General features: G+C 46.2%; 16 protein-coding genes, 1 tRNA gene and 1 other RNA gene. 11 read left to right on the plus strand and 7 right to left on the minus strand.

All coding sequences use genetic code 11. From position 1 onward, the window contains the following. Window positions 1–109: 109 nt before the first annotated feature. Window positions 110–1,708, minus strand: coding sequence for a hypothetical protein (locus tag SPB21_RS30035; protein WP_499868596.1), 1,599 nt, complete (start codon window positions 1,706–1,708; stop codon window positions 110–112). 875 nt (window positions 1,709–2,583) lie between these two features. Between SPB21_RS30035 and SPB21_RS30040 the strand changes: the two genes are divergently transcribed. Both SPB21_RS30040 and SPB21_RS30045 read left to right on the plus strand, forming a co-directional pair. Then, window positions 2,584–2,706 carry a hypothetical protein gene (locus SPB21_RS30040; RefSeq protein ID WP_499868597.1) on the plus strand — a complete coding sequence of 41 codons (123 nt, stop codon included), beginning with the start codon at window positions 2,584–2,586 and terminating at the stop codon, window positions 2,704–2,706. A gap of 686 nt (window positions 2,707–3,392) precedes the next feature. After that, a complete protein-coding gene (locus SPB21_RS30045; protein ID WP_499868599.1) occupies window positions 3,393–4,055 on the plus strand; it encodes a hypothetical protein in 663 nt (220 codons plus the stop codon). A 221-nt stretch (window positions 4,056–4,276) separates the two neighbouring features. Here SPB21_RS30045 and recF read toward each other — a convergent pair whose 3' ends face one another. Then, window positions 4,277–5,404 carry a DNA replication/repair protein RecF gene (recF, locus tag SPB21_RS30050; protein ID WP_499868601.1) on the minus strand — a complete coding sequence of 376 codons (1,128 nt, stop codon included), beginning with the start codon at window positions 5,402–5,404 and terminating at the stop codon, window positions 4,277–4,279. 91 nt (window positions 5,405–5,495) lie between these two features. Between recF and SPB21_RS30055 the strand changes: the two genes are divergently transcribed. The 5 genes from SPB21_RS30055 to SPB21_RS30075 all read left to right on the plus strand — a co-directional run bounded on the left by SPB21_RS30055 (window position 5,496) and on the right by SPB21_RS30075 (window position 12,029). Next, on the plus strand, window positions 5,496–6,698 hold the full coding sequence (locus SPB21_RS30055; RefSeq protein WP_163663976.1) for a glycosyltransferase family 2 protein: 1,203 nt from the start codon (window positions 5,496–5,498) through the stop codon (window positions 6,696–6,698). A 170-nt stretch (window positions 6,699–6,868) separates the two neighbouring features. Then, window positions 6,869–6,940: transfer RNA gene (locus SPB21_RS30060), tRNA-Gln, on the plus strand. Between the two features lie 113 nt (window positions 6,941–7,053). Then, window positions 7,054–8,064, plus strand: coding sequence for an IS5 family transposase (locus tag SPB21_RS30065; RefSeq protein WP_499868603.1), 1,011 nt, complete (start codon window positions 7,054–7,056; stop codon window positions 8,062–8,064). 19 nt (window positions 8,065–8,083) lie between these two features. Next, window positions 8,084–10,024 carry an Ig-like domain-containing protein gene (locus SPB21_RS30070; RefSeq protein ID WP_499868604.1) on the plus strand — a complete coding sequence of 647 codons (1,941 nt, stop codon included), beginning with the start codon at window positions 8,084–8,086 and terminating at the stop codon, window positions 10,022–10,024. A gap of 1,246 nt (window positions 10,025–11,270) precedes the next feature. Continuing rightward, window positions 11,271–12,029 (plus strand): WecB/TagA/CpsF family glycosyltransferase, encoded by a 759-nt coding sequence (locus tag SPB21_RS30075; RefSeq protein ID WP_499868760.1) that lies wholly within the window; start codon window positions 11,271–11,273, stop codon window positions 12,027–12,029. Between the two features lie 235 nt (window positions 12,030–12,264). Here SPB21_RS30075 and SPB21_RS30080 read toward each other — a convergent pair whose 3' ends face one another. Beyond that, window positions 12,265–12,789, minus strand: coding sequence for an XdhC family protein (locus tag SPB21_RS30080; RefSeq protein WP_499868606.1), 525 nt, complete (start codon window positions 12,787–12,789; stop codon window positions 12,265–12,267). Window positions 12,790–12,983: 194 nt separating this feature from the next. On the opposite strand from SPB21_RS30080, the gene SPB21_RS30085 reads away from it, so the two are divergent. From SPB21_RS30085 to SPB21_RS30095, 3 genes are all read left to right on the plus strand, one after another. Next, window positions 12,984–14,150 (plus strand): 5-(carboxyamino)imidazole ribonucleotide synthase, encoded by a 1,167-nt coding sequence (locus tag SPB21_RS30085; protein ID WP_499868607.1) that lies wholly within the window; start codon window positions 12,984–12,986, stop codon window positions 14,148–14,150. Window positions 14,151–14,289: 139 nt separating this feature from the next. Beyond that, window positions 14,290–14,473, plus strand: a non-coding RNA gene (gene ssrS / locus SPB21_RS30090) — 6S RNA. Window positions 14,474–14,580: 107 nt separating this feature from the next. Then, on the plus strand, window positions 14,581–15,054 hold the full coding sequence (locus SPB21_RS30095) for a BAR domain-containing protein (RefSeq protein ID WP_006517873.1): 474 nt from the start codon (window positions 14,581–14,583) through the stop codon (window positions 15,052–15,054). 71 nt (window positions 15,055–15,125) lie between these two features. Here SPB21_RS30095 and SPB21_RS30100 read toward each other — a convergent pair whose 3' ends face one another. Continuing rightward, entirely contained in the window at window positions 15,126–15,686 is a 561-nt protein-coding gene (locus tag SPB21_RS30100; RefSeq protein ID WP_163667073.1) for a DUF2808 domain-containing protein, read from the minus strand. A gap of 138 nt (window positions 15,687–15,824) precedes the next feature. Between SPB21_RS30100 and SPB21_RS30105 the strand changes: the two genes are divergently transcribed. Next, window positions 15,825–18,419, plus strand: a complete 2,595-nt coding sequence (locus tag SPB21_RS30105; protein ID WP_499868609.1) for a U32 family peptidase — start codon at window positions 15,825–15,827, stop codon at window positions 18,417–18,419. Between the two features lie 884 nt (window positions 18,420–19,303). Here the strand turns inward: SPB21_RS30105 and SPB21_RS30110 are convergent. From SPB21_RS30110 to SPB21_RS30120, 3 genes are all read right to left on the minus strand, one after another. Further along, window positions 19,304–19,654: a phenylpyruvate tautomerase MIF-related protein gene (locus SPB21_RS30110; RefSeq protein ID WP_163667067.1), complete on the minus strand. Its 351-nt coding sequence runs from the start codon at window positions 19,652–19,654 to the stop codon at window positions 19,304–19,306. A gap of 139 nt (window positions 19,655–19,793) precedes the next feature. Next, window positions 19,794–20,276, minus strand: coding sequence for a flavin reductase family protein (locus SPB21_RS30115; protein ID WP_163667065.1), 483 nt, complete (start codon window positions 20,274–20,276; stop codon window positions 19,794–19,796). An 87-nt stretch (window positions 20,277–20,363) separates the two neighbouring features. Continuing rightward, window positions 20,364–22,640: a transglycosylase domain-containing protein gene (locus SPB21_RS30120; protein ID WP_163667062.1), complete on the minus strand. Its 2,277-nt coding sequence runs from the start codon at window positions 22,638–22,640 to the stop codon at window positions 20,364–20,366. Window positions 22,641–22,703: the final 63 nt, after the last annotated feature.

A 22,703-nucleotide genomic window follows, 5' to 3' on the forward strand; every position in this document is an offset into this window, starting at 1 on the left:
TCTGGCAGAACTTGGATGAAAGCTCTCTATCCTATGATTTTCAGTACTTTAATGTGATCAAAGAAACTTTTTACTGTCCACGATCACGCTTTGCTCAAGGTCAACAGGTCTACCAGCCAAAATCGTACCCTAGCCGAAACTGAAAGACTGTGTCCGAAAAACCATTGGTTTGCTGAATACTAGCACCCACTCTAAACTCGTCAACGGGTTCAAAGTCATAGAAAACTTCAAAAACCTCCGGTGATACTGAGCCTTCTATGTCTTGAAGGGAATCGTTGGAGACTGTTTGACCGTAGGCTACGCCCAATCGATCATTGTCTGAAAGCAAGTCAAATAAGGTTACACCAAGGCTAAAGGTTTCGCCGCTAAGATTGAGAGTCTGGTTTTCATAAATACCGTATCGTCCGAATAACCCTAAATTTGCCTCTGGAAAATAGACTTCGCCATTGATGCCATAGGAAACTTCACGATCACCTGGCAAAATACCAGTCTGTCCATTACCTCTATCAATTAGAAAACTGTTTTGGAATCCTGTATCTGCTCCTCCATCACGACCAGAGACATAGGTGCCTCGGACAATTACATTGCCAGAGCGATAGGCGACTTCACCAGCGTAGCTATCAAAATTAAAGTCACTCAAATCTCGGTCTGAGGAAAACGCTGCGGCGCGGAGATCTAAGTTATCGTTAACACTCCAATTGATGAGTGCCCCTAGATTGGAGTTGCCTAGCGATGATCCGATAGCAGGGCTTGTCTGGAAAGCCCCGTTAAAGAACTGAGTCGCTCCATCTTTAGCGAAACTATTACGATCAAAATAGGAAGAGAAATCGAGCTGTCCTGCTATCAACCTTAAATTTGGAGAAGATGGTAAAGAAGCCGCTAGATAAAGTTCATTAAGCCTGGCCCCCTCATCTGAAGAATCTACAAAGGCAGTGCCATTAACTGCTTCGACAGACCCTCCTATCAGTAGATTTTGACTGATTGGATACGTTGCATTAATGCGAGCGCGCCCAGAAAACTCCTCATTGCCGACAATAGATGTACCTTGGAAACTGAAGTCAGGAGCAAATGGATTATCGATTAACCCAGAGTTGCTTCTTGATGGGGAAGCTGGTGTTTCAAAGGCTAACCTTTCCTCAGAAAACGGTTGACCAGACGGAAGTTGAGAGAAGTCATTAGCTCTTGAAGACGCGGTTTGAGAAGTACCTTCGGTACCTGAGATAAGACTTTGCAAATAGGTTTGATCAGAATTAAAAAATGCCTCGTTTGTTTGTTGCTGTGATGAAGTGAAAGGCGTTATCGTGGGCAATATTTGTCGAGGCGGAACAGTATTGGGCTGTTGTAAGACAAATAAATCAGCATTACTGCAATTTTGAGTGCAAGATACTAATTGTTGCCGAACAGGTGGCTCTGGCAAGACTGAGTTAGAAAAGCTTGGTTGTAGCCTGGTTTCAGGAACTGGTAATGCAGAATATTTAGCAAGAATTTGTAGATCGTTAAGATCAGAAAAATCATTGGTTTCTACGGGTGTGAAATTGACCCATTCATTATCCTTATTCTCTTTTGATGCTGGACTAGCTGTTGCAGGGGCTGTAAAGAGAACGTTTGGGGCAACTTGCCCCAACGCTAAACCTACAGATGTTATATGAAATCCGATTTTAAGCCAGGTAGGACCGTTGCTATTTTGTGTAGGCGTTGATTGAACCATATTCTTTAAAAAATACGCTAATCTAAATCTGAAAAAACAAATACGATCGATGGTCCGCGTCTAAACAGGTAGCTGCTTTAAGCGCCGATTCTTTAGCCGTTTGATTTGAAGTCGGAAAACTAAGGACCTCTGATGTCAAAAGGATCTATCAATAGCGAAGCATTCAGGACAGTTAATCTATAAAATGCAGAAAATAAATAACTGAATACTGAGATTAAAGTCTGGTCTAGCAATTGACTGAGTATTGCAACAAGTAGAAAGAAGATGCTTCTACTTAATTAGCTGTTTACCCACCGAATTGTGTGGTGACTTTGGTTCAATACGATACACCTAAATAGAATGTCAATATACTGTTTGTCTAATCTTTAAAGTTAACTAACCAATGTCATTGTTCGCCTAATTTAGTTCATCTCCTTACTCGAAGCAGGCTTAAACGCTTCAATCGTAGATTCCTCAGGTATTTCAAGATAGCATTAGACAAGTAAATTGCATCTTGTCTATGATGAAGATATTGACCTGTTCTAAAGTCCGTATTTTTCTTGAGAAATTTTGTTGAAGATTTACTTGATACATCCCAATTAGGAATACTGATAGCGTTCTTATTCTCCGGAAAAGTGCTTGATTTAAAGGTCAAGAGTCGGCTACATAAAAAGAGGCTGGAATTACTACTATGAAATAATTCTGCCCCTCGCTAGAGAATCTAAATGACTAGATGATTACTATATATATTGCCTAAAAATAATCTGCTCAAACTCGATATACAGACGTGAATGATAGAGCTACTCAACCAGAGCCAAGATGAGGTCAGGAGTAGCCATCAAATTGTCAAGATCTGCCACAGCCACGCTAGCACTGAGTGTTTCAAGGAGGAGCCTATGGGCGAAGAGTTAATGAAAAATACGCAATGTCTTTATTGGCAGACAGATCGAGTGGCTCAAATACTTAAAGTATGGGACAGTAAGTATGGGACAGTAGCAATCTCCACTGGAGATGAATAACACTCTGGTGGTGTGAGTGATGGTGGGCAGCGAGCAGTGAAGGGGTATTCAACGTGTTTGAGCAACGATATGTATAGCTACTATGCCTAATTCGAGGCTGCATAGTTGTTTAAGCACATATGGTTTCCCAACAGGAAAGCATATTTGACATTATTTTATAATGGGCTGCCACACTTTACAGTTAAATTAACCAATTGCAGCCGTGAACTAACTATACTGACAGGTAAGTAGAGATTAGGGGATACTTTCCTCTACGGCGAATAAGCCTGTTTTAGGGTGAAACTACCAAATAGAAAGCAAGGTGTGATAGTCATTATTAATTACGTAAATAAGACTTTGCAAATCAGCTACAGACTTCAACAGATCCCTAAAATTGCATTGCTGTACTCCATCTTTTATTACGTAATTAGGATCAGGGTCAACAATAGACATCTGCTATAAACTTAGAAGTTGTCTTCGAAAGCTCATTATGCATCTTAGCTTTCTAAAGCCAGATTATAGAGAATACTTGCAACCTTGAAGGATTAATTCCTATTAACCTTAGCCGCGTAGAGACGTTTAGATCACAAAACTCTCTTTTGCTAATAAGTAGTTCTATGTGTTGCGGAACTGGTTTGATCCTTGGTGCAACCCTTGCACGTGAGCCGTTCGATTAAATTGTGGTCTATTAGGAACGATTGGTAGTTATGAAATTTAGTACTCTTTTATCTTCTAGTCTTTTAGCGGGGGCTGTATTCGCAGTTGCAACACTCCCTATTGCAGCTATCCGATCTGACTCTATTGAAGTGAAACTTCAGGATAAGTCATTTTTCTCTAGTGATTTTCAAGAATTAGCGCTGCCTTACTTGAGTGGTGTGACATTTGTAAGTTTAGGTGCTGGTTTTACTGTATTAACTTTAGGTGGTTGGCGTCAAGCTTCTAAGAAATTAGATAAGACGCAGGCGACAATCAATCAGCTCCAACAGGAAATGGATGAGAAAAAAGCGGCGCTTGAAAAGTTGAGATTCTCAGAAAAACAGCTGAATAAGATAGGGTTAGATGCGTTTTTACATGACGATGTTAGCTTTGAAAAGTTGCAGACAGAACCTGCACAGCAATTTGATGTAGCATATGGGAAGCAGCCTCAATCAATGTCTTCCGAATCTAATGCTGCTGTGCCTCAAACCACTGATGGCCCTCCTTCTGAGACCCTCAGCTCTTTTCAGGGAAATACTAGTAATACGGAAGAATCTGATGCCTCCGAGGAGTCACTACAGCTAAATCATTTGCTGACAGGTTTGCAACATATTACAAGTCAGATCGAAGTTCTACAGGCCGCTCAAGCTAACTCTTCTTATCAAAAAGTATAGTTAACTCTTCTTGTCTGAGCTGAAAGTTAAAATTTTTAGCTCAGATGGAAGTGTTACTGAATTAGTATTTTTTAGGCGCTTAAGGTGTTCGAGCACTGCTAATAACTCTTTTGATGAAATGAGTATGTATTTATTGTTTAGAGGAGAGATCTTGCTGAGAGATTGTCTATGGCTTTGTAGTACTCTTTCTGTGAAGAGTAATGTGACTGTGTTGTTGCCTACTATGAGATTTCTAGACAGCCGTTCTTGACTTGCATTATTTGAGATAATTTGAGCCACTGAGTATCAAATGATCCTAGATGAGTAGTAGTGATGAGGGTTTGAAATCGATCTTCAATGGTTTCCAGCAGTTGATTTTGTCGATTTAAATCTAACTCAGCTAATACATCATCTAGAAGTAATAACGGTGGTTCTCCTACTATTTCTTCTATTAGCTGCAACTCAGAAAGCTTTAAAGCCAGAACCAGCGTGCGTTGTTGGCCTTGCGAACCATATTGCCGCGCTGGTGTATCATTAATCAGAAAGTTGATGTCGTCTCGGTGGGGACCGACTAATGTGGTGCGCTGGTAGTATTCGGCCATGGCGCGAGACTGTAATTTTTCTAGGAATGCCTGCTGAATTTGTCCAGCATCGTCGGTGTCCACATCTACATTAGGACTATAGAAAATTTCGAGTTGTTCGGTACTCCCACTAATGGCCTGATGCCAAGACTGGGCAATGGGAATCAATCGCTGTAGCATACGAGCTCGTCGTCGGATCACCCGAGTGCCTAATGTGGCAAGTTGGGCATCCCAGAGTGCAAGCTGAGTGGGGTCTAAGGGAGGTGTTTGCCCTGGATCTGCGGTTTGTTGTTTGATAAAGGCATTACGCTGCTTTAGTACCTGGCTATATTGCTGCAGAATATGGTGATAAACTGGTTCTAGTTGCGTGAGTAAGCTGTCAGTCCATGTCCGGCGGGTGACGGGGCCTCCTCGCACGAGTTCCAAATCTAAGCAGGAAAACTGTACGGCGTTGAGGTTGCCGAGAAAGTCTTGCTGGCGGCGTAATGTTTCGCCATTGATCACTGCTGTGCGACGACTGCCTCTGCGTAAGGTTAGCTGTAAAGAAGATATGCCTAATTCCCGTTTTAGGCTAGCTTGGATTTGGGCGCTGTTGGTGTCGTTTTGTATGAGATCGCGATCGCGACTTGTGCGATGGGATTTCAACGTCGCTAAGAGTTCTACTGCTTCTAGCAAATTAGACTTACCCTGGGCATTTTCTCCCAGTAGGATCGTTTTGGGTGCCAAAAATTTAACAGCTTGGTCACTGTAATTACGAAACTGCTTTAAGTGTAAGGATTGGAGAAACATAGAAGGACCGAAGCGTTATCCCAGTCTAGAATCAGACATTGCTTTACAGTACGTTACATTTAGAGGGCGAGCATTTGGGAGTAATGAGTTGATGATCAGCGGACAATGGATAGGGAGTGGTCTGTGGAGTTTAGCATTGGCAGTAGCGACGGTTGCGATCGCAATTTTTCATCGCCGCTTACAGGCATCCTTGGCTACCGCTCCCCGATTACCGTTACTGCAGACAATCCCCAATTCATTGCCAGCCGTTTCTTTAATTATTCCGGCATATAACGAAAGCGTAAATATTACAGAGTGTTTGGACGCCGCTTTAGCCAGTCATCTGCCTCATCCTGCGGATTTACAGGTGATTGTGGCCGACGATGAATCAACAGATAATACAGCAGATTTAGCTGCGGCAGTCGCCCTGACAGATGATCGGGTGCAAGTATTTACCGTGCCACCCCGACCGACTGATATTTCCTGGCGTGGCAAAACTTGGGCCTGTGCCAATGCTGTGGAAAAAGCTGTTGGCGACTATGTGCTATTTATCGATGCGGATGTACGCCTTGAGCCTGATGCGATCGCCACAGCCCTAACCGATTGCCAAAAGCATGATGCCGATCTATTAAGTTGTGGTCCGGGCATTATCTGTGGGTGTTTAGCTGAATGGTTGGTGCAGCCAGTGATGATGAGCTGTATCGCCGTTGGTTTTAATTTTGAAGCGGTGAATGATCCTAAAGATACGTCAACTGCTTTTGCTGCTGGGCCATTTATGTTGTTTCGTCGTAGTGCCTATGATCGGATTGGGGGGCATCGAGCAGTGGCAACTGAAACTGTGGAAGATGTGGAGCTAGCGAAGCTGGTTAAGGGCAGTGGGTTGAAGCTACGGTATCTGCTGAGTACTGACCTGATTAAAGTGCGCATGTATCGTTCCTTTGCGGCGCTATGGGAAGGCTGGACTAAAAATTTCTATGAAGGAGGTGGGCGTAACCTAGGCGCTACTCTCTATTCTGCCTTTGCCCTGAGCCTGATTTTTGTGATGCCCTGGCTGGGCTTAGTAACTGGATTATGGAATTCCTTGTTTGGTGGTGGCGTTGGCTGGTGGGTGGTGACTGGGTTAGGCGTCTTCAGTGTTGCTCTGCAGGTGTATATGCGCTGGGCCGCTCAGCGAGTATTTAACCAGCCGTTTCGCTACTGGTGGTTGGGTTGGCTCAGTGGTGGTATTGTGGTTGCGATCGCGCTTACCTCAATCATAAAAACTGAAACTGGCTGGGGATGGACTTGGCGCGGACGATCTTTGTCAACATCCTAAGGTTCTGCGCTCAGCGTCATCAGGAGGCTGCGGTTCTCAACATTATGAACACAGCCTTCGAAAAAAAATCCATATAGTTATTGACACTACAATGCTAAAAGCTGTTAATATACATTGGCTGGCAATCAATGTTGACTTTGCACTGATAGGTCTAGCTCATATCTCCTTATTGGGGTGTGGCCAAGCGGTAAGGCAGCGGGTTTTGGTCCCGTCATTCGTAGGTTCGAATCCTACCACCCCAGTTAATTTATAAGTTTTCAGCTGTGTTGACATTAACCAGCTCGACATAGTTTCGATTTTTCGCCCCGATATCACTTCCGTGCTTTGTTAATATCAACGATTGGCGTAGCCAGTATTGCTAGAAGAGACGTTTCAACATGTCTTGCCGTGTCATCCAACCAGTCTCGTGAAATGGCGCAAGCAGGTAGGACCGGATGGGGTAGAAAAGCTCCTCAAAGAAGTGTTACAAGTCGCCTTAGAACAACGGGCGCTCAAGCCAAGCGAAATTAAGCGGGTCAATGTAGACACGACGGTGCAAGAAAAAGCGATTGCCTTTCCAACGGATGCTCGATTGTATGACAAAGCGCGTCGAGCGTTAGTCAAGGAGGCTCGTAAAGCGGGTATCCAATTACGTCAAAGCTATGCGCGTGTGGGTAAAGAAGCGTTATTTCAACAGAGTCGCTATGGAGCGGCCCGACACTATCGACGGGCCAAGCAACAAACACGAAAATTGCGCACCTATTTGGGTCGGGTCATTCGAGATATTGACCGTAAAGTCTCTGCGCTATCGACACCACTCAACACCTTGATGATGAGAGCCCAACAGATTTATCGTCAGACGAAAAAAGACTCGCCTAAGCTGTACAGTGTGCATGCGCCTGAAGTCGAGTGCATCGTCAAAGGTAAAGCCCATAAACGCTATGAATTTGGCTGCAAGGTGGTCCTAGTGACGACGAGCAAAACGAATTGGATTGTGACCGCCGATGCGATTCATGGCAATCCCTATGATGGTGTGACGTTAAAACCCGCGATTGAACAAGTCCACCGATTGACCGGACAGTCTCCTCAGCAAGCAGTGGTCGATAAAGGCTTTCGTGGATCAACCTATCATCCATCGACACTAGAGGTATGGGTCGCAGGCACCCGTAAGTTTACAGGCGTTCTCAAACGGTTGGTGAAACGTCGCAGTGCGATTGAACCGGTCATTGGCCATGCCAAGCATGATCATGCCCTCAAACGAAATTACCTCCACGGCAAATCAGGGGACCGGATCAATGCCTTGTTGACAACGTGTGGGTTTAATCTACGAAAGTTAGTCCGTTTCTTTTTCGATAACCCAACAAATCAGGTTTCGGTCGGAGCCTGATTTGTTGGGTTTTTCAGGGATGACTAATTACCGCTCTGCTGCGGTTGCAGACTACAACAACGATGGCTTTTTAGATTTACTGGAAACCACCTATGCCAACGATCCCACCTATCGCCTATTAGAAAACACCGGCAATAATAATAACTGGATCTTGATTGATTTAGAAGGAACCATATCCAATCGTGATGGAATTGGAGCAACAGTTTACGTAACAGCCGGTGGTGTTACTCAAATGAGGCAACAGGCTGCAGGACAACACCACAGAACGCAAGATGACAAACGTATTCATGTTGGTTTAGGTGATAAAGACACCATCAGTGAAATTCGGATTAAGTGGCCTAGCGGCATTGAGCAAGTGCTGAACAATGTTAATCCGAATCAAGTACTCCAAATTGTTGAAGCAGAGAGCCAATTTAAGGCAACTGATGATTCTGTTACCACATCCCTAGATACACCAGTCGATATTCAGGTTTTGGCCAATGATAATACTGCCTCAGAAACTGAATTTACCTTGTCTGCCGCTAACTCCAGCAATGGCAGTGTGGAGATCAACAATAATGGTACACCAGCTGATAGCAGCGATGATTTCATTACCTACACCCCTGATGCAGGGTTTGTAGGCACCGATTCATTTACCTATGAAATCAACGACGGCCAAGGTAGCACGGACACAGCTACTGTCGATGTCACCGTCATTGCCGGGAATCTGCCTACAGCAACAGATGACATTGGCACAGTTGAAGAAGACTCACAGCTCATCCTGGATGTACTATCAAATGATACAGATCCAGATAACGATAGCTTGAGCCTGGATTCTGTACTCCCCGGCAACAACGGTACCACGACCATTATCGGCAATCAGGTACGTTATACGCCTAATGCCAACTTCAACGGGACTGACAGCTTTAGCTACACGGTTTCCGATGGTAATGGCGGTTCTGATACAGCCACAGTGAGTATCATAGTAACTGGTGTCAACGATGCGCCAGTGGCCAGTGATGATACTGCAAACACAGAGCAGAATACTGCCGTTCAAGTTCAGGCGCTTAACAATGACACGGATATCGATGATGATAACCTAACGGTCATATCGGCTAATCAAGGAACTAATGGCAGCACATCGGTTAGCAACAACCAGATTCTCTATACTCCCGATGCTGATTTTGTAGGAACTGACTCCTTTACCTATGAAATCAGTGACGGCAATGGCGGTACATCAGTGGCTACCGTCAATGTCTCTATCACTGAACCCGGCACTAACAACGGTCGCATTGAGGAAGGACTCTTAAGTCTTTACACCTTTGATGAAGGCAGTGGCAACACCGTCTTTGATGTCTCTGGTGTAGGCAATGCCTTAAATCTACAAATTGACACACTTACGGGTGTTACCTGGGGCGATGGTGTCCTGGATATCAATGCCCCCAACCTGATTGCGTCCAATCAAGCGGCCACTAAACTCACCAATGGGATTACCCAGACTCAAGAGCTTACCATTGAGGCCTGGATTACGCCCGATAACCTCACCCAACGGGGACCTGCCAGGATTGCTACGCTCTCTGCCAATAGCGGCAACCGCAACTTTACCCTGGGTCAGGAAAGAGCTAACTACCAGACACGTCTACGCACCACCACCACTGGCAACAATGGCACCCGAAAAACTGTCACCTCCAGTGGCTCACCCGTCGAGACGGACCTCAGCCATGTCGTCTACTCCCGCGATGCCAATGGTCTGGCTCAGCTATACGTTGACAACCAGTTAGTTGGCTCCAACATCATTGATGGTGACTTTTCAAACTGGAATGACCAGTACCAGTTTGCCTTAGCCAATGAGCTAGGTGGGGGGCGGCCCTGGCTCGGTAGTTATGACCTAGTTGCAATTTATAATCAAGCTTTCGATGCTAGCGAAGTTGCACAGAACTATCTTGCGGGTGCTGATAGTTCTGTGCCTGTCGGCTTTTAAGAATGCTTGAGGGCATTTCCATAGCGATCAAGGATGATGATATCTGGGCCGATAGCGCATATCTTTCGATAGCGATGATCACGGCTTAGATGGTCATGGTCATGGTCATGGCAACTGTGCGATCCGATAGCAAGCTCATCAAGGCGGTACCTGTACAAACCTCATGTGCTCGATCCTATCGCTATGGAGGGTTCTTAATGGCCTGGGCGTAGGAATTCTGGGGTTTTAGGGTTTAGAGTGAACCGACATCGATGTCCTGAATGGTGGGATTGGCATCATGCCACTATCACTATTCAGGGCTCAAATTGTTGCAACTTAGATCAGCGCAGGCTTTTTCCACCAAGCTCTCTGGCACATTTGTCCTGTTCATGACCGGCAAGGCTTTAAGTATGCTGAAGCAAGTGCTGCTGAGCTAATGGCACAACTGTTATTTGATGATTTTGTCAATAGTGATTGGTGGCGTTGTAAAAAGTTGTTGTAAGAACAATCTACCTGAGCATGAATTTTATGTAAGTATTTCGATGGATTTTGCCTAAAAGAGGACTGCTAAGGCTGTAGTAGATGAAAAAGTTGGGTAGTGAAAGCCTCAGTTTTAAAGACTATGTATAGTTCTGTTGAGATTCTTACCGATCTTTTGTTGAGGTGGATGTTCTTTTTGTAGAATTTTCGACGATTTGTTCAAATGAGTGCACAAGCTACATAGTAAAGCAACCGCTACATACGTAAATTTATTTGCCCTCCAGCAGGAAACTATTGTTAGGACTTCTTAGTCACTAAAGTAGGTTGGGCATTATCACTACAGTGTTTTTTCGGAAAGCTGTTTGCTAATTGCTCTAGCAGTATGAGAGGCTAAAACTTTAGTCTGCCACTACTGCTTGGGGACTATTGTTGCTGTGCTTGTGTGGGTATGTATGTATTCTCATCGGTTCTTTATTATCCCATTAAGTTTATTCGATGAGTTCATGCAAGGCACGGAGTGACTATTACAGCAGTGGTATAACGCTATTGGAATGGTTGTTCAGGTGTCATCTCCCTTCACCAACAGGCCTTCAGGTTGACAGGCAAATAGTTCCTTGTATAGGACATTTGAATGATTGTTCTTGTCTTCGACCTCAGTTGTGAATGTTTTTGTATTAGTCGTAAGGTAGCCTTCTGGAAAATCATGCAGTACCAAGCTTCTGTCGTCACTTCAGACCATAATTTCAAAGACTCTTATACAAATGTATCTGCCCTAACTACCGATAAAGTGCCTAAGGTCAATATATTAGACGTTGAGATTGACAACCTTTCCCGACAGGAGCTATTAGAGCGTTTAGATGCTCACGGCGGAGTTGTGGTTACACCCAATGTGGATCACTTGATGAAGCTGCAACACGATACAGACTTTCGTGACGTGTACAAGGCTGTGGACTATCGCGTTTGTGATAGCAAGATCCTGATGTATGCGGCTCAATTTTTAGGTACGCCCATATGTGACAAAATCTCAGGCTCTGACTTGTTGCCCTGGTTTTGTGATTATCACCGCGAAAATCCTGACGTGAAAATTTATTTGTTGGGTGCGGCTCCTGGTGTTGCCAAGCTGGCTCAGCAGCGTATTAATGAGCGTATTGGGCGTGATATTATTGTTGAGGCTCACTCACCTTCCTATGGCTTTGAGAAGAACCCTGAGGAGTGCGAAGCAATTATAGAGCGCATTAATGCTTCGTCTGCGAATGTCTTAGTTGTTGGTGTTGGTGCGCCTAAGCAAGAAAAGTGGATTGTGAAGCACAGAGAGAAACTATCCACCATTAAGACATTTTTGGCAGTCGGTGCAGCTATCGATTTTGAGGCAGGTCATAAGCCTCGTTCTCCTGAGTTTGTGACTGAGTTGGGTCTTGAGTGGTTGTACCGAACAATGTCTGAGCCTAAGCGTCTGTGGAGACGTTATTTGATTGAAGATATGCCTTTCTTTGGTATGGTGTTTCAACAGTGGTTAGCTAAGCGAAAGCAGCGAAAGTCAGTTTAAGTGTATTGTCAGAAAGCATTTGGAGGCTACGCCTAACTGCTACGTACTAATGCCATTTCATCACGATAAAGCCCTGAAATGTCTACAGACATTTCAGGGCTTTTCTCTATTTTGTTAGATATAGCGCACTGCTGGATGAATATCTCCAGAGGGGAGGTTGCGCCAATCTAGATATTCAGTTGTTATTTTCTGTTTTTTGAGAATGTTGTTGAGGAGATGGGGCAGTGGAAATGAGTTATAGCTCTTCTATGTATGCATCCTGGCCTTGAAGGTTTCGTAATGATGGAGAGTTGCGGTCAATAATATACGGGAATTGACCTGTTACTAAGGGGACAATAAGTCGGCTGGTGTGAGGTGCTTCGAGGGCAGATAGCATGGCTCGGGCGGTTGCGATCGCACCCTCTCCTTGCCAGCGTGTTAACCAAACATGAACTTGATCTGTTGTGGATTTATCTTCTGTAGGTATCGAGGAGACGGCAAACATATTATTGCCGGGATCGATCACCATCCGCTGGGAAATACCTGTTTTGAGAACAGAAAATGCCTGGGTAGTTACGGTCGCTTTGACAGTGTTTTCTGTTAAGCTGCCAGCACTTTGAGCATCACCCCAGATCAGTAGCTTATCGCCTACTTGAGAATCTACGTGACCTTGGGTTGCTGTCACAATAGCCAAAACAACAGGGCCTTGGGATAGTTGATTTAAGAGGCAAGAAAACAATTCTAGTGAAGACGTTTTGGGATTAACCGTCATCTGAGTCATAGATAAAAAAGCTCTCTCGTTAGCAGAGCGCTACTATTGTGTGGGCGATTGGGACGGATTAGTCTATCTAAGCTAAGGCGAAACGTAAAGATATATTATGGCAATCATCCTTAAAAAAGACATCCTTTGTTCTGTTACAAGGGACAGTTAAAAAAGGTGACCTTACCGTTCCCTTTATAGTTTTCAAGTTGATTATGGGACAGACAGCAAAAAAAATTGGCATTATTGGCGGCGGTCAACTGGCCTGGATGATGGCCGCTGGCGCTAAAACTTTAGATTTGAGTTTGATCATTCAAACGCCAGAGCAATCTGATCCCGCCGTTGCCATTGCTGATCATGTGGTTTTTGGGGCAGTGGCTGACGCCGATACAACGGCTATCCTGGCCAAGCATTGTGATGTCATTAGTTTTGAAAACGAGTTTATTGATCTACCAGCGCTGCAACTCCTTGAGAAGCAGGGCACTCAGTTTTATCCTCAGCTGAGCTGTTTGGAACCACTGTTAGATAAATATGATCAGCGGTTGTATTGTCAGAGTTTGGGGTTGCCCTCTCCTAAGTTTGTCGCGCTAAACTCAAAGGCCGATCTGCCCCAATTGGAAACTAGCGTTGCTACTGTTGGATTCCCTTTGGCCCTCAAAACCCGTCGCCATGGATATGACGGTCAAGGCACCTTTATTTTGCAAGACCTGGATGCTGTCAAAGCTACCTGGGCAAAACTCGGCTATCAGCCAATTCTATTAGAGGCCTTTGTAGCATTTGAGCGAGAACTGGCAGTTATGGTCGCCCGTTCTCAGACGGGTGAAATCGCCCTCTATCCTGTGGTTGAATCCCAGCAAATTGATCAGGTCTGTCGCCGTGTGATTGCACCAGCAGATGTTGGCGATCCCGTGTGTCAGCAAGTGGCTCACATTGCCACTACGTTATTAACTCAGCTTGGCGTAATTGGTATGTTTGGGATTGAGCTATTCCTAACCGCTGATGATCGCGTTTTGATTAATGAGATTGCCCCCCGTACCCATAATTCGGGGCACTACACTCTGGATGCTTGTGTGACGTCCCAATTTGAGCAACAGCTACGGGCAGTGAGTGGACTATCACTGGGATCGTCTGCTCTTAAATGCTCTCAGGCTCTGATGATCAATCTTCTTGGATTTGAAAGTTCCACATCAAACTATAGAGAACAGCGGGGGGCTTTAGCCGCATTGCCGAATGCCCAAGTCTATTGGTATGGCAAAGGGGAATCTCGTCCGGGACGAAAATTAGGTCATGTCACGGTGACATGCGATCGCGTCCATACCCGCGATCAGCTCAACCAACTCATTCATCAGATAGAAGCCCTCTGGTATCCCGAATCCCCTTAAAACGTGGGGACGTTCCATGGAACGTCCCCACGTTTTTGGGTTCTATTTGAAATAGTGATTGAGGTGAGGAAAACCGCTCAATCATCTCTATCGATCAACCCTTGTCGATTTACCAGGACAGTTGGTTATGATGACTCTAGTTTCACTACGACGTTGGTGACTGCCAACAATGTTTCTTGATCTATGCTTTTCACTTAAGGGCATCGAACAGGATCGCGGTGGCAGTATACCGGGCTTGTACCCGGAAACTATAAATCGCGACCACGGGCCCACCTGGATTTTCCAGGTCAAAAACTGAGGTAAGACGGCGTTGCGGTGAAACTTTTAAGATTTGAAAAGCTCTTGGTCGTTAGATCAAGAGCTTTTTGCTGTGGGGTTCACTATCCGGTAGTATTATTGATACTGTTGGTGGGTACAAATATACTATCCCATGGTTCAATACACGATTCCTCAAAGTCCCGAAAATGTATTGATCACCGTTTCTGGACGTGATTCGGCAAAAGCCCGTGAAAAGGCAATGGATCAGCTTCTAGAGATGATGGGCGATGGTAAGCTAACGGCTGATTTAGATGACGGCTTTACCCCAAAGGATTTTATTGAAGTGAAAGAACAAAAGACAGAACCCACCGCTGAGGAAAATGCAATTGTTGATGCGGTGCAGATCCTGAGTAGCTTGGCTAACTTAAAAATTAAGGTGCAGGGATCCCGCAGTGAAGCTTTGAAAGTAAGAGAATTAGTAGATTTACTGTTTACTGATGATGTCATTACTGATGAGCAGCTGGAAGAATTAAAGAATGGTTTTAAGGTGCTTAAAACCTTTGCCCAAAGTAATTTGCGCTATCGTGATGCGCGAGCTAGTGCAGAAGAAGCTCGAAAGGTATTGGATGAAGCCCTTGGTAAATAGGGGATGAAAATTAACGGTGTAGAGGCGTTACATGCACCGTCTCTACATTGTTTTTCCCCTCTGAATACGGCCTAAGGGTAAAGGCGATCGCTATCGTTATCAATAAAGTAAAGACGCCCATGGCCAGCAATGTGAGATTGAGGCTGGTCGCCTTCTGGAACAGTGATCACTCGGAATACATAGATGCCATCGAAGCGTGGATTACGCTGTGGACGTAAGCCGATGGTTACTTGTCTGCCTGGTGTAACGGGCGGATTAAATTCTACCGTTACAGCTTTGGTGTCTTCGTTGACGGAAATATTACCCAAACCTAGTTCACTTCTCTCGTCTCCGGCTGTTTCTGAAAAGGCTACGGTCTGATCTAGTCGATAGGGTTGGAGATGGCGGGTTAGATTTTGGGGCTCAATCACCACACGTTGCAAGGCGGCATCTGCATTGGCAGGCAGATCGAGGGTAAAGAAATACGTGGCATTACGACGCATGACTGAGTCGTTGGTCGTAAACGCATTGAGGAATTGAGGGGGTTGTAAAAAAGCTGTGGTGCCGTTGGCTAACTCAACAGCCTGGGCGGTGTGGGTTAATGCTATTGCTGCGATTGTGCCGATTGATAGCGCTAACCACCTAGTTTTCATGACTCAGTCCTTCAATGTTGATACCCTTATTTTGGAAAATTTTATTGGAATTGTGGGGATGGCCTGATATAACCAAGGCTGGCGATTTATGGCGGAAGCCATAATAGTGGATAGGTTCGGTGTTCCATAGGTTTGAGTATGACGATGTGTTACGGCCCTGAATTACTAGCGCCAGCAGGCACATGGGACTGTGCTAAAGCTGCAGTGGAGAATGGTGCCGATGCGATTTATTTTGGCCTGGATCGGTTTAATGCGCGGATGCGATCGCAAAATTTCACCGAAGCCGACCTGCCCGAACTCATGGCATTTCTCCACAGCCGTGGTGTGAAGGGCTACGTCACTTTTAACACGCTGATTTTTCCTGGCGAACTAGCAGCAGCAGAACGCTACCTGCGCACCATGATTTCTGCGGGGGTGGATGCGGCCATCGTTCAAGACGTGGGCATGTGCCGACTAATTCGCCATTTATCCCCTGACTTTCCGATTCATGGCTCTACCCAAATGACGGTGACCTCAGCAGCGGGGGTGGAGTTTGCCAACAATCTTGGAGCCCAGTTAGTTGTTCTTGCAAGAGAATGTTCTCTTAAAGATATTGAGAAAATACAACAACAAACAAAAGATATTGCATTGCCGCTAGAGGTGTTTGTTCATGGAGCTCTATGTGTTGCTTATTCAGGGCAATGTTTGACCAGTGAATCTCTCGGTGGACGGTCAGCCAACAGAGGTGAATGTGCCCAGGCCTGCCGTATGACCTACGATATGAAGGTTGATGGAGAACTTGTTGATCTAGGAGATAAGCAATATCTTCTCAGCCCTCAAGATCTCTCTGGACTGCCTGTGTTGCCAGATTTAATTAAGTCTGGGGTGAGCTGTTTGAAGATAGAAGGACGATTGAAGGCCCCAGAATATGTTGCCAACGTTACCCGTGTTTATCGTCAAGCATTAGACCGGGCGTTGCAGACGGTCTCTCCAGCGATCGCAACAGAAAAGGTATCTCTGAAGCTAGGTAATCGACCCATTTCCTATCAGCCAACGGCAGATGAACGCTATAACCTGGAGATGGCCTTTTCCCGGGGTCTGTATACAGGCTGGTTTCGCGGTATCAATAACCAGAAATTAGTCCATGCCCGGTTTGCTAAGAAGCGGGGAGTATACCTGGGGGATGTGGTGCGGGTGACCAGGCAGCAGGTGGAGCTACGGCCCAAGGTACCGGTTAAGGCTGGGGATGGCATTGTGTTTGACTCTGGGCATCCCGATACGGACCAAGGTGGGCGGATTTATGGGGTGGAAGATCGGGGGCGTACTGTCTGTCTGAGCTTTTCTAAGCACGGCATTGATTTGCGTCAGGTTAAACCGGGCTATAAAGTTTGGAAAACCTCTGACCCAGAGCTAGATAAGGTCCTACGCCAGAGCTACAGCGGTGAGCAGCCCCAGGTTCAGCAGCCCATTGATATCGAAGTGCATGGTGTGGAGGGAGAGCCGGTGGTTGCGATCGCCACCGATCCCCAAGGCCACATTGCCAGGGCTACATCTGCAAAGCGGCTGGAATTGGCTCGTAATCAGCCTCTGACGTCTGAAAAGTTGGTACAACAACTTTCTCGGTTAGGGAACACTCCATTTCAGTTAGGTGCTTTGACTAACTATCTGGCGGCAGGGCTGATGGTGCCAGTGAGTGAGCTGAATCGCCTACGTCGGGATTTGGTGGAGCAATTGTTGGAGCAGCGGATGCAGCCGCAGGCTTGGAAGCTGGAGGTAACGCATACCTATGGGGATTTGTTGCCGGGGGGGTTGGGGTGCGGCAGGGCAGAGCAATTGGTGGAGGCGTCGGGTGTCGGGGTTTCGGAACAATCTGCGGGTTTGTTGGGTTTTGGGGACTCAATCCAACCTACGTTACTGCCTCTTGTTCGTAATTTTGCTCAACTTCGGGCGGTTTTGGCGGCGGATATTACGACGGTTTATTGCGAGCTGGAAAACCCGGTGCGCTATCGGGACGCAGTGGCGCTTTCCCGTGAGCTGAATCCTAAGGCCCAAATCTATGTTGCTCCACCTCGGATTACCAAGCCAGGCGAACAATACATTCTCAAACAGGTGCACCAGTCGGACGCCGATGGTTACCTGGTGCGCAATTACGACCATCTAAAATTCTTTGCCCACCAGCCCTGCATCGGAGATTTTTCCCTGAATGTGGCTAATCCGATTACGGCAGATTATTTCAAGACTCGATTTAGTCTAGAACGACTGACTGCTAGCTATGACCTGAATATCTCGCAGCTACTGGACCTGCTGACTGCCACACCCGCTGATTGGTTTGACATTACGGTGCATCAGCATATGCCGATGTTCCATATGGAGCACTGTGTCTTCTGTGCGTTTCTATCTGATGGGACTGACTTTTCCAACTGTGGTCGCCCGTGCGAGAAACATGAGGTGGTACTGTGCGATCGCACGGGCACTGAGCATGTTCTCCAGGCTGATGCAGGCTGCCGAAACACTCTTTACAATGGCGTTGCCCAAACCGGTGCAGAATTTATCCCTCGCCTGATTGAGCAGGGAGCACGTCACTTTCGCATTGATTTTCTTAACGAGACACCGAACCAGGTCCAGCAGATTCTTAGCTGCTATCAACAGCTGCTAAGGGGGGACATAACTGGGCGTCAGCTTTGGCAAACCCTACAGCTATCTAACCAACTTGGTGTTACTCGGGGAACTCTGGAAAATCGCAGATCAGCATAATTTGGGTAACCGTCTCATCAGTGCCGTTGGCTGAGCGAAGTCGAAGCCAACACCCCCAGCCAGCATCTCCTTCGACTCCGCTCAGGGGACGCTTACTAATTTTGTGACTTAAATCACGTTCTTATGAACGCCTTAAATTGATGTCAAGTCAGCATTGATTGTGATTTAGATCATGTTTTTGAATGCATCAAAATTGATGTATTTGATACTTTTTAGCTCTACTTTCAAAGATATCTGAATCTAATAAATAACCCCGACATTGCTGCCGGGGTGGATTACACATAGTGGGTTTCATATAAGGTGTGCCCTAAGCACATATTCAATGTAATTAATTTCTGTACCCAACACCGTAAATACCCCGTAAATTTGCTTAAAGACTGGCTAAAGTCATCTGGCTATTTGTTTTCTCTATCCTTGAAACCAATGTAGAAAGGGGGATCTACTTTTTGTTGCTTGAATATATCAAGTTTATTTTTTATTAGTCGGTGTTCAGAAATAAGTGTGTAAATTGTGACTTAGATCACCATTCTGAACGATTTTAATTAATGTTACTTATCATGTTTTACGCATTTAAATGGTGATGGATAGATAATGAATGTCATTATTTAAACCCAATAAATAACCCCGACATTGCTGCCGGGGTGGGTTACACATAAGGTGTTAAATATAGAGTGTGTTGCAATAACAAATCTAACGTAACCAATTCTTAGGCACACTACCGTAAAACCACGATAAAACTTTTTAAAGAAAACCTAAAGCCAATTTTAGTGATGGCTTTAGGCCTGTAGATCAAATTGAGAATGATCCTTTGTTTGCGTTTTTGCAATGGCTGATTCTAAAAGATGAACCGGTCTAGGGCCATTGTTAAAATGGCTGTTTTTTAATTAACCAAAGGTTCTACCATTCCAGCCCCACATTGCACCTGCAGAGTCGGCGAATTCAATGTAGGTGCGATCAGGAGGCACCCCAAGTGCGGCCTGTACCTGGGCACAAAACTCCTGGCTCATGGTTTTAGTTTTACTGCCCATGGTGCCAACACTTTTGATTTCGATGTAGCAGGTGGGAGCGGTGCTACCTCCGAAGGTCATGGGAGTGCTGGGTTGAAATGCAGTCATGACATAGGATTCAGGCTTGCCCAAATGTTTTGCCAGGCTAGCTGACAGCTGTTTGAGCATGTCTTCCACAGCGCCTTTAGAGGGGGCTTCGACGGAGGTTTGAACTTTGATTAAGGGCATGGGTATTGCAGAATAAACAATCGATGTTATTGGGGTGAAAGAGTCCTTGGTTTTGCGTTTTTAGTTCTTTGCCTCTATTGGGTATAGACCTTGCTAATTCCTTGAACTCAAAATTAAAAACTCAAAACTCAAAATTCCACTACCCTCCGTAGTTCCAGCCGGTCGTGGATAGCAACAACGCATCGCCTTCACGATGAATACCTGCGCCGATGACTTCGCCAACAAAGACGGTGTGGTCGCCATGTTCAACGGTGCTGATCACGTTGCACTCGACGTAGCCCAGGGTGTCTTTGATGATGGGGCAGCCGGTTTCAGGACCAGGGTAAAATTCGATGTCTTCAAATTTGTTGCCGACACGACGTAGGGGTTTGAAGAAGTTTTGAGCTAACTCTTTTTGGCCATCTTCTAAGATGCTGAGGGCAAAGACGCCGCTAGCTTTGATCATGGCGTGGGAGGTGGAATCGGCTTTAACGCAGTTGACAACCAACGGTGGGGCAAAGGATGCCTGCATCACCCAGCTAGCGGTAAAGCCATTGACTTCTTCGCCGTCTTTGACACCACAGATATAGAGCGCATGGGGAATTTTGCGCAGCATCGTCTTTTTGGCCTGTTCGTCGAGCATTGCATTCACCCTTTAATGTTGTGTACAACGCTTCAGTTTAAACGAATTAAATTGTTCAAAAACGGTAAATGTTTATGAGGGGATGGTTTATCTCACAACTTGGCCCATGTAGTTGCCCCAGAGCCGGGCGGCTTGTGAACTGCTGCTGTTGGTGGGGGTGTTATCGTCATTGCCCAGCCAAATGCCAGTGACTAAATCATTGTTAGGGACAAAGCCCACAAACCAAAGGTCAACGCCATCGTTAGTGGTGCCAGTTTTGCCAGCCTCGCCTAACCCTAAATAGGCGCTACGACCGGTGCCGCCATTAATGGTGCCTCGCATAAAAGAGGTCATGGTGCGAGCCGTGTTGGGTCTAAGAACATCGCGATCGCGATCGGCACTGTTATCAAGGGAAAAGTCGAAAATGACCCGGCAGGTACTGGGATCATTATTATCTTCACAGTCACTGCTATCCAACACGCGCTGAATCCCGTGGGGACGATTCCAGATACCATTGTTTGCGATCGCACCCACCGATCCAGTCATTTCTAATGGTGTCACCCCACTTTGACCGAGCACCAACCCTGGTACAGGGTCTAATTCCGATTCAATACCCATGGTTTGGGCCAAGTTCACAATATTGTCTAGACCAGCCTCACGCGCGACCCGTAGGGCGACTACATTTTCTGATAGAGCAAAGCCATCGTACATATCGAGCGCACCACCACCCGAACGACACCCCTGATAAAACTGACCACCCCAGCTCATATCGTTGCAGCTAAAACTGGTGCTAGCGGGAATGCCTTGTTCTAGAGCACTGGCATAGGCAAAAATTTTGAATGTGGAACCAGGTTGTCTAACAGCTTGAGAAGCTCGATTAAACTGACTTTGGCTATAATCTACGCCGCCGACGAGGGCCTGGATTTCACCCGTGGATGCTTTCAGGGTGACCAGGGCTCCCTGGGAAAAACCATGCTGGCCACCCAGGTTGGCAATGCCTGAGCGCATGGACGTTTCTGCCTGGCTTTGTATCGCTAAATCCAGGCTAGTTTCTACATAGAAATTACCTTCTTGGGCAAAGCTGATGCCCAGAACCTGGTCTAGCTCATCAAAGATATAACTATAAAAATATGGGGCCCGAATGCTCTGGAGCTGTTCCCGTGCTTTGGGGCTAATCTCAATGCGTGAGCGACGGGCACGGCGGCCGTCTTCCTGGCTGATCATGCCGAGGGCCACCATGCGTTCAATCACACGGTTGCGGTAGTCTAGCGCGTCATTGTAGCTCTGGACGGGGTTAAAGGCATTGGGCGCGGGCAAAATGCCCACCAGGGTGGCGGCTTCCTGGATATTTAAGTCTTTGGCAGACTTATCAAAGTAAAACTGGGAGGCATCCTCAAAACCATAGAGGTTATTGCCTAAATACACTCGGTTGAGATACAGCAACATGATGTAATTTTTGCTGTAAAACGTTTCCAGCTTGAGGGCGACGATCATCTCGCGAATTTTGCGCATGGCGCTATCGTCACTGCCCACATATTCCCGATAGATGTTTCGGGCCATTTGCTGAGTCAGAGTACTAGCGCCTTCTCGAATGGTGCCGCTTCTCAGGTTGGTTTTAGCCGCTCGAGCAATGCCCCAGGGGTCCACACCCAGGTGCCAGTAATAGCGAGAATCCTCTGACGCGACTACGGCTTGAGGCAAATATTTGGAATATTCCCGCAGTTTGGTTTTTTCGATGTGCGCCTGGTTCGTGATGGGATTCAGCAGCACACGATCACCATTTTCATTGCCAAGGATGGAGACAGGTCCCTGAACTGATTCGGGTATGGGTCGAATCGGAATTTTGGGCCATTCAAGCGCAACTACCCAAAAGACCGTCAGAGCAACACTGCCAGTGATGCCATAGAGACCGTAGCGAATGGTTTTGAGATACCAGGGTGCTGGGTTTTGAAAGCGTACCGTAACGGCATCGCTCAGCTCGTTGGGACCTAAGCTCAGCACATCGCCATCTCGGAGCTTAAAGGTTTTCAGTCGTTTTTGACCGCAGTAGGTGCCGTTGGTGGATTTTTGATCCTTGAGAACAAACGGGTTGCCAGGCTGGTTGCGATCGCGAGTCAAGGTCAAATGAGTCTGACTCACCAGTGGACTGCGCACTACAATGTCACAGTTTTTAGAACTACGCCCCAGCACATAATGATCGCCCACCAGGTCATACACCTGTCGCTGGTTGTCATAGTCCACCACCAGCTTAGGTACCCGAGCACCTGGTTTTAACGCCAGTTTGTTGAAATCTACCCGAGCCACATTCTGAATCACCTGGGTCATCGTGCCCAAGATGGTTCGAGGAGGCGTCGTCGATGAATTATGACGGGGTGGCTGAGTCATCCTTAGACGTAGAGTGTTTGAAAATGCGGATGTTCAAAATATGGGTTCACTATAACCCCTCAA

Origin of the sequence: Leptothoe sp. ISB3NOV94-8A, assembly GCF_043421595.1 — a bacterium.
GTDB lineage: Bacteria > Cyanobacteriota > Cyanobacteriia > Phormidesmidales > Phormidesmidaceae > Leptothoe > Leptothoe turfae.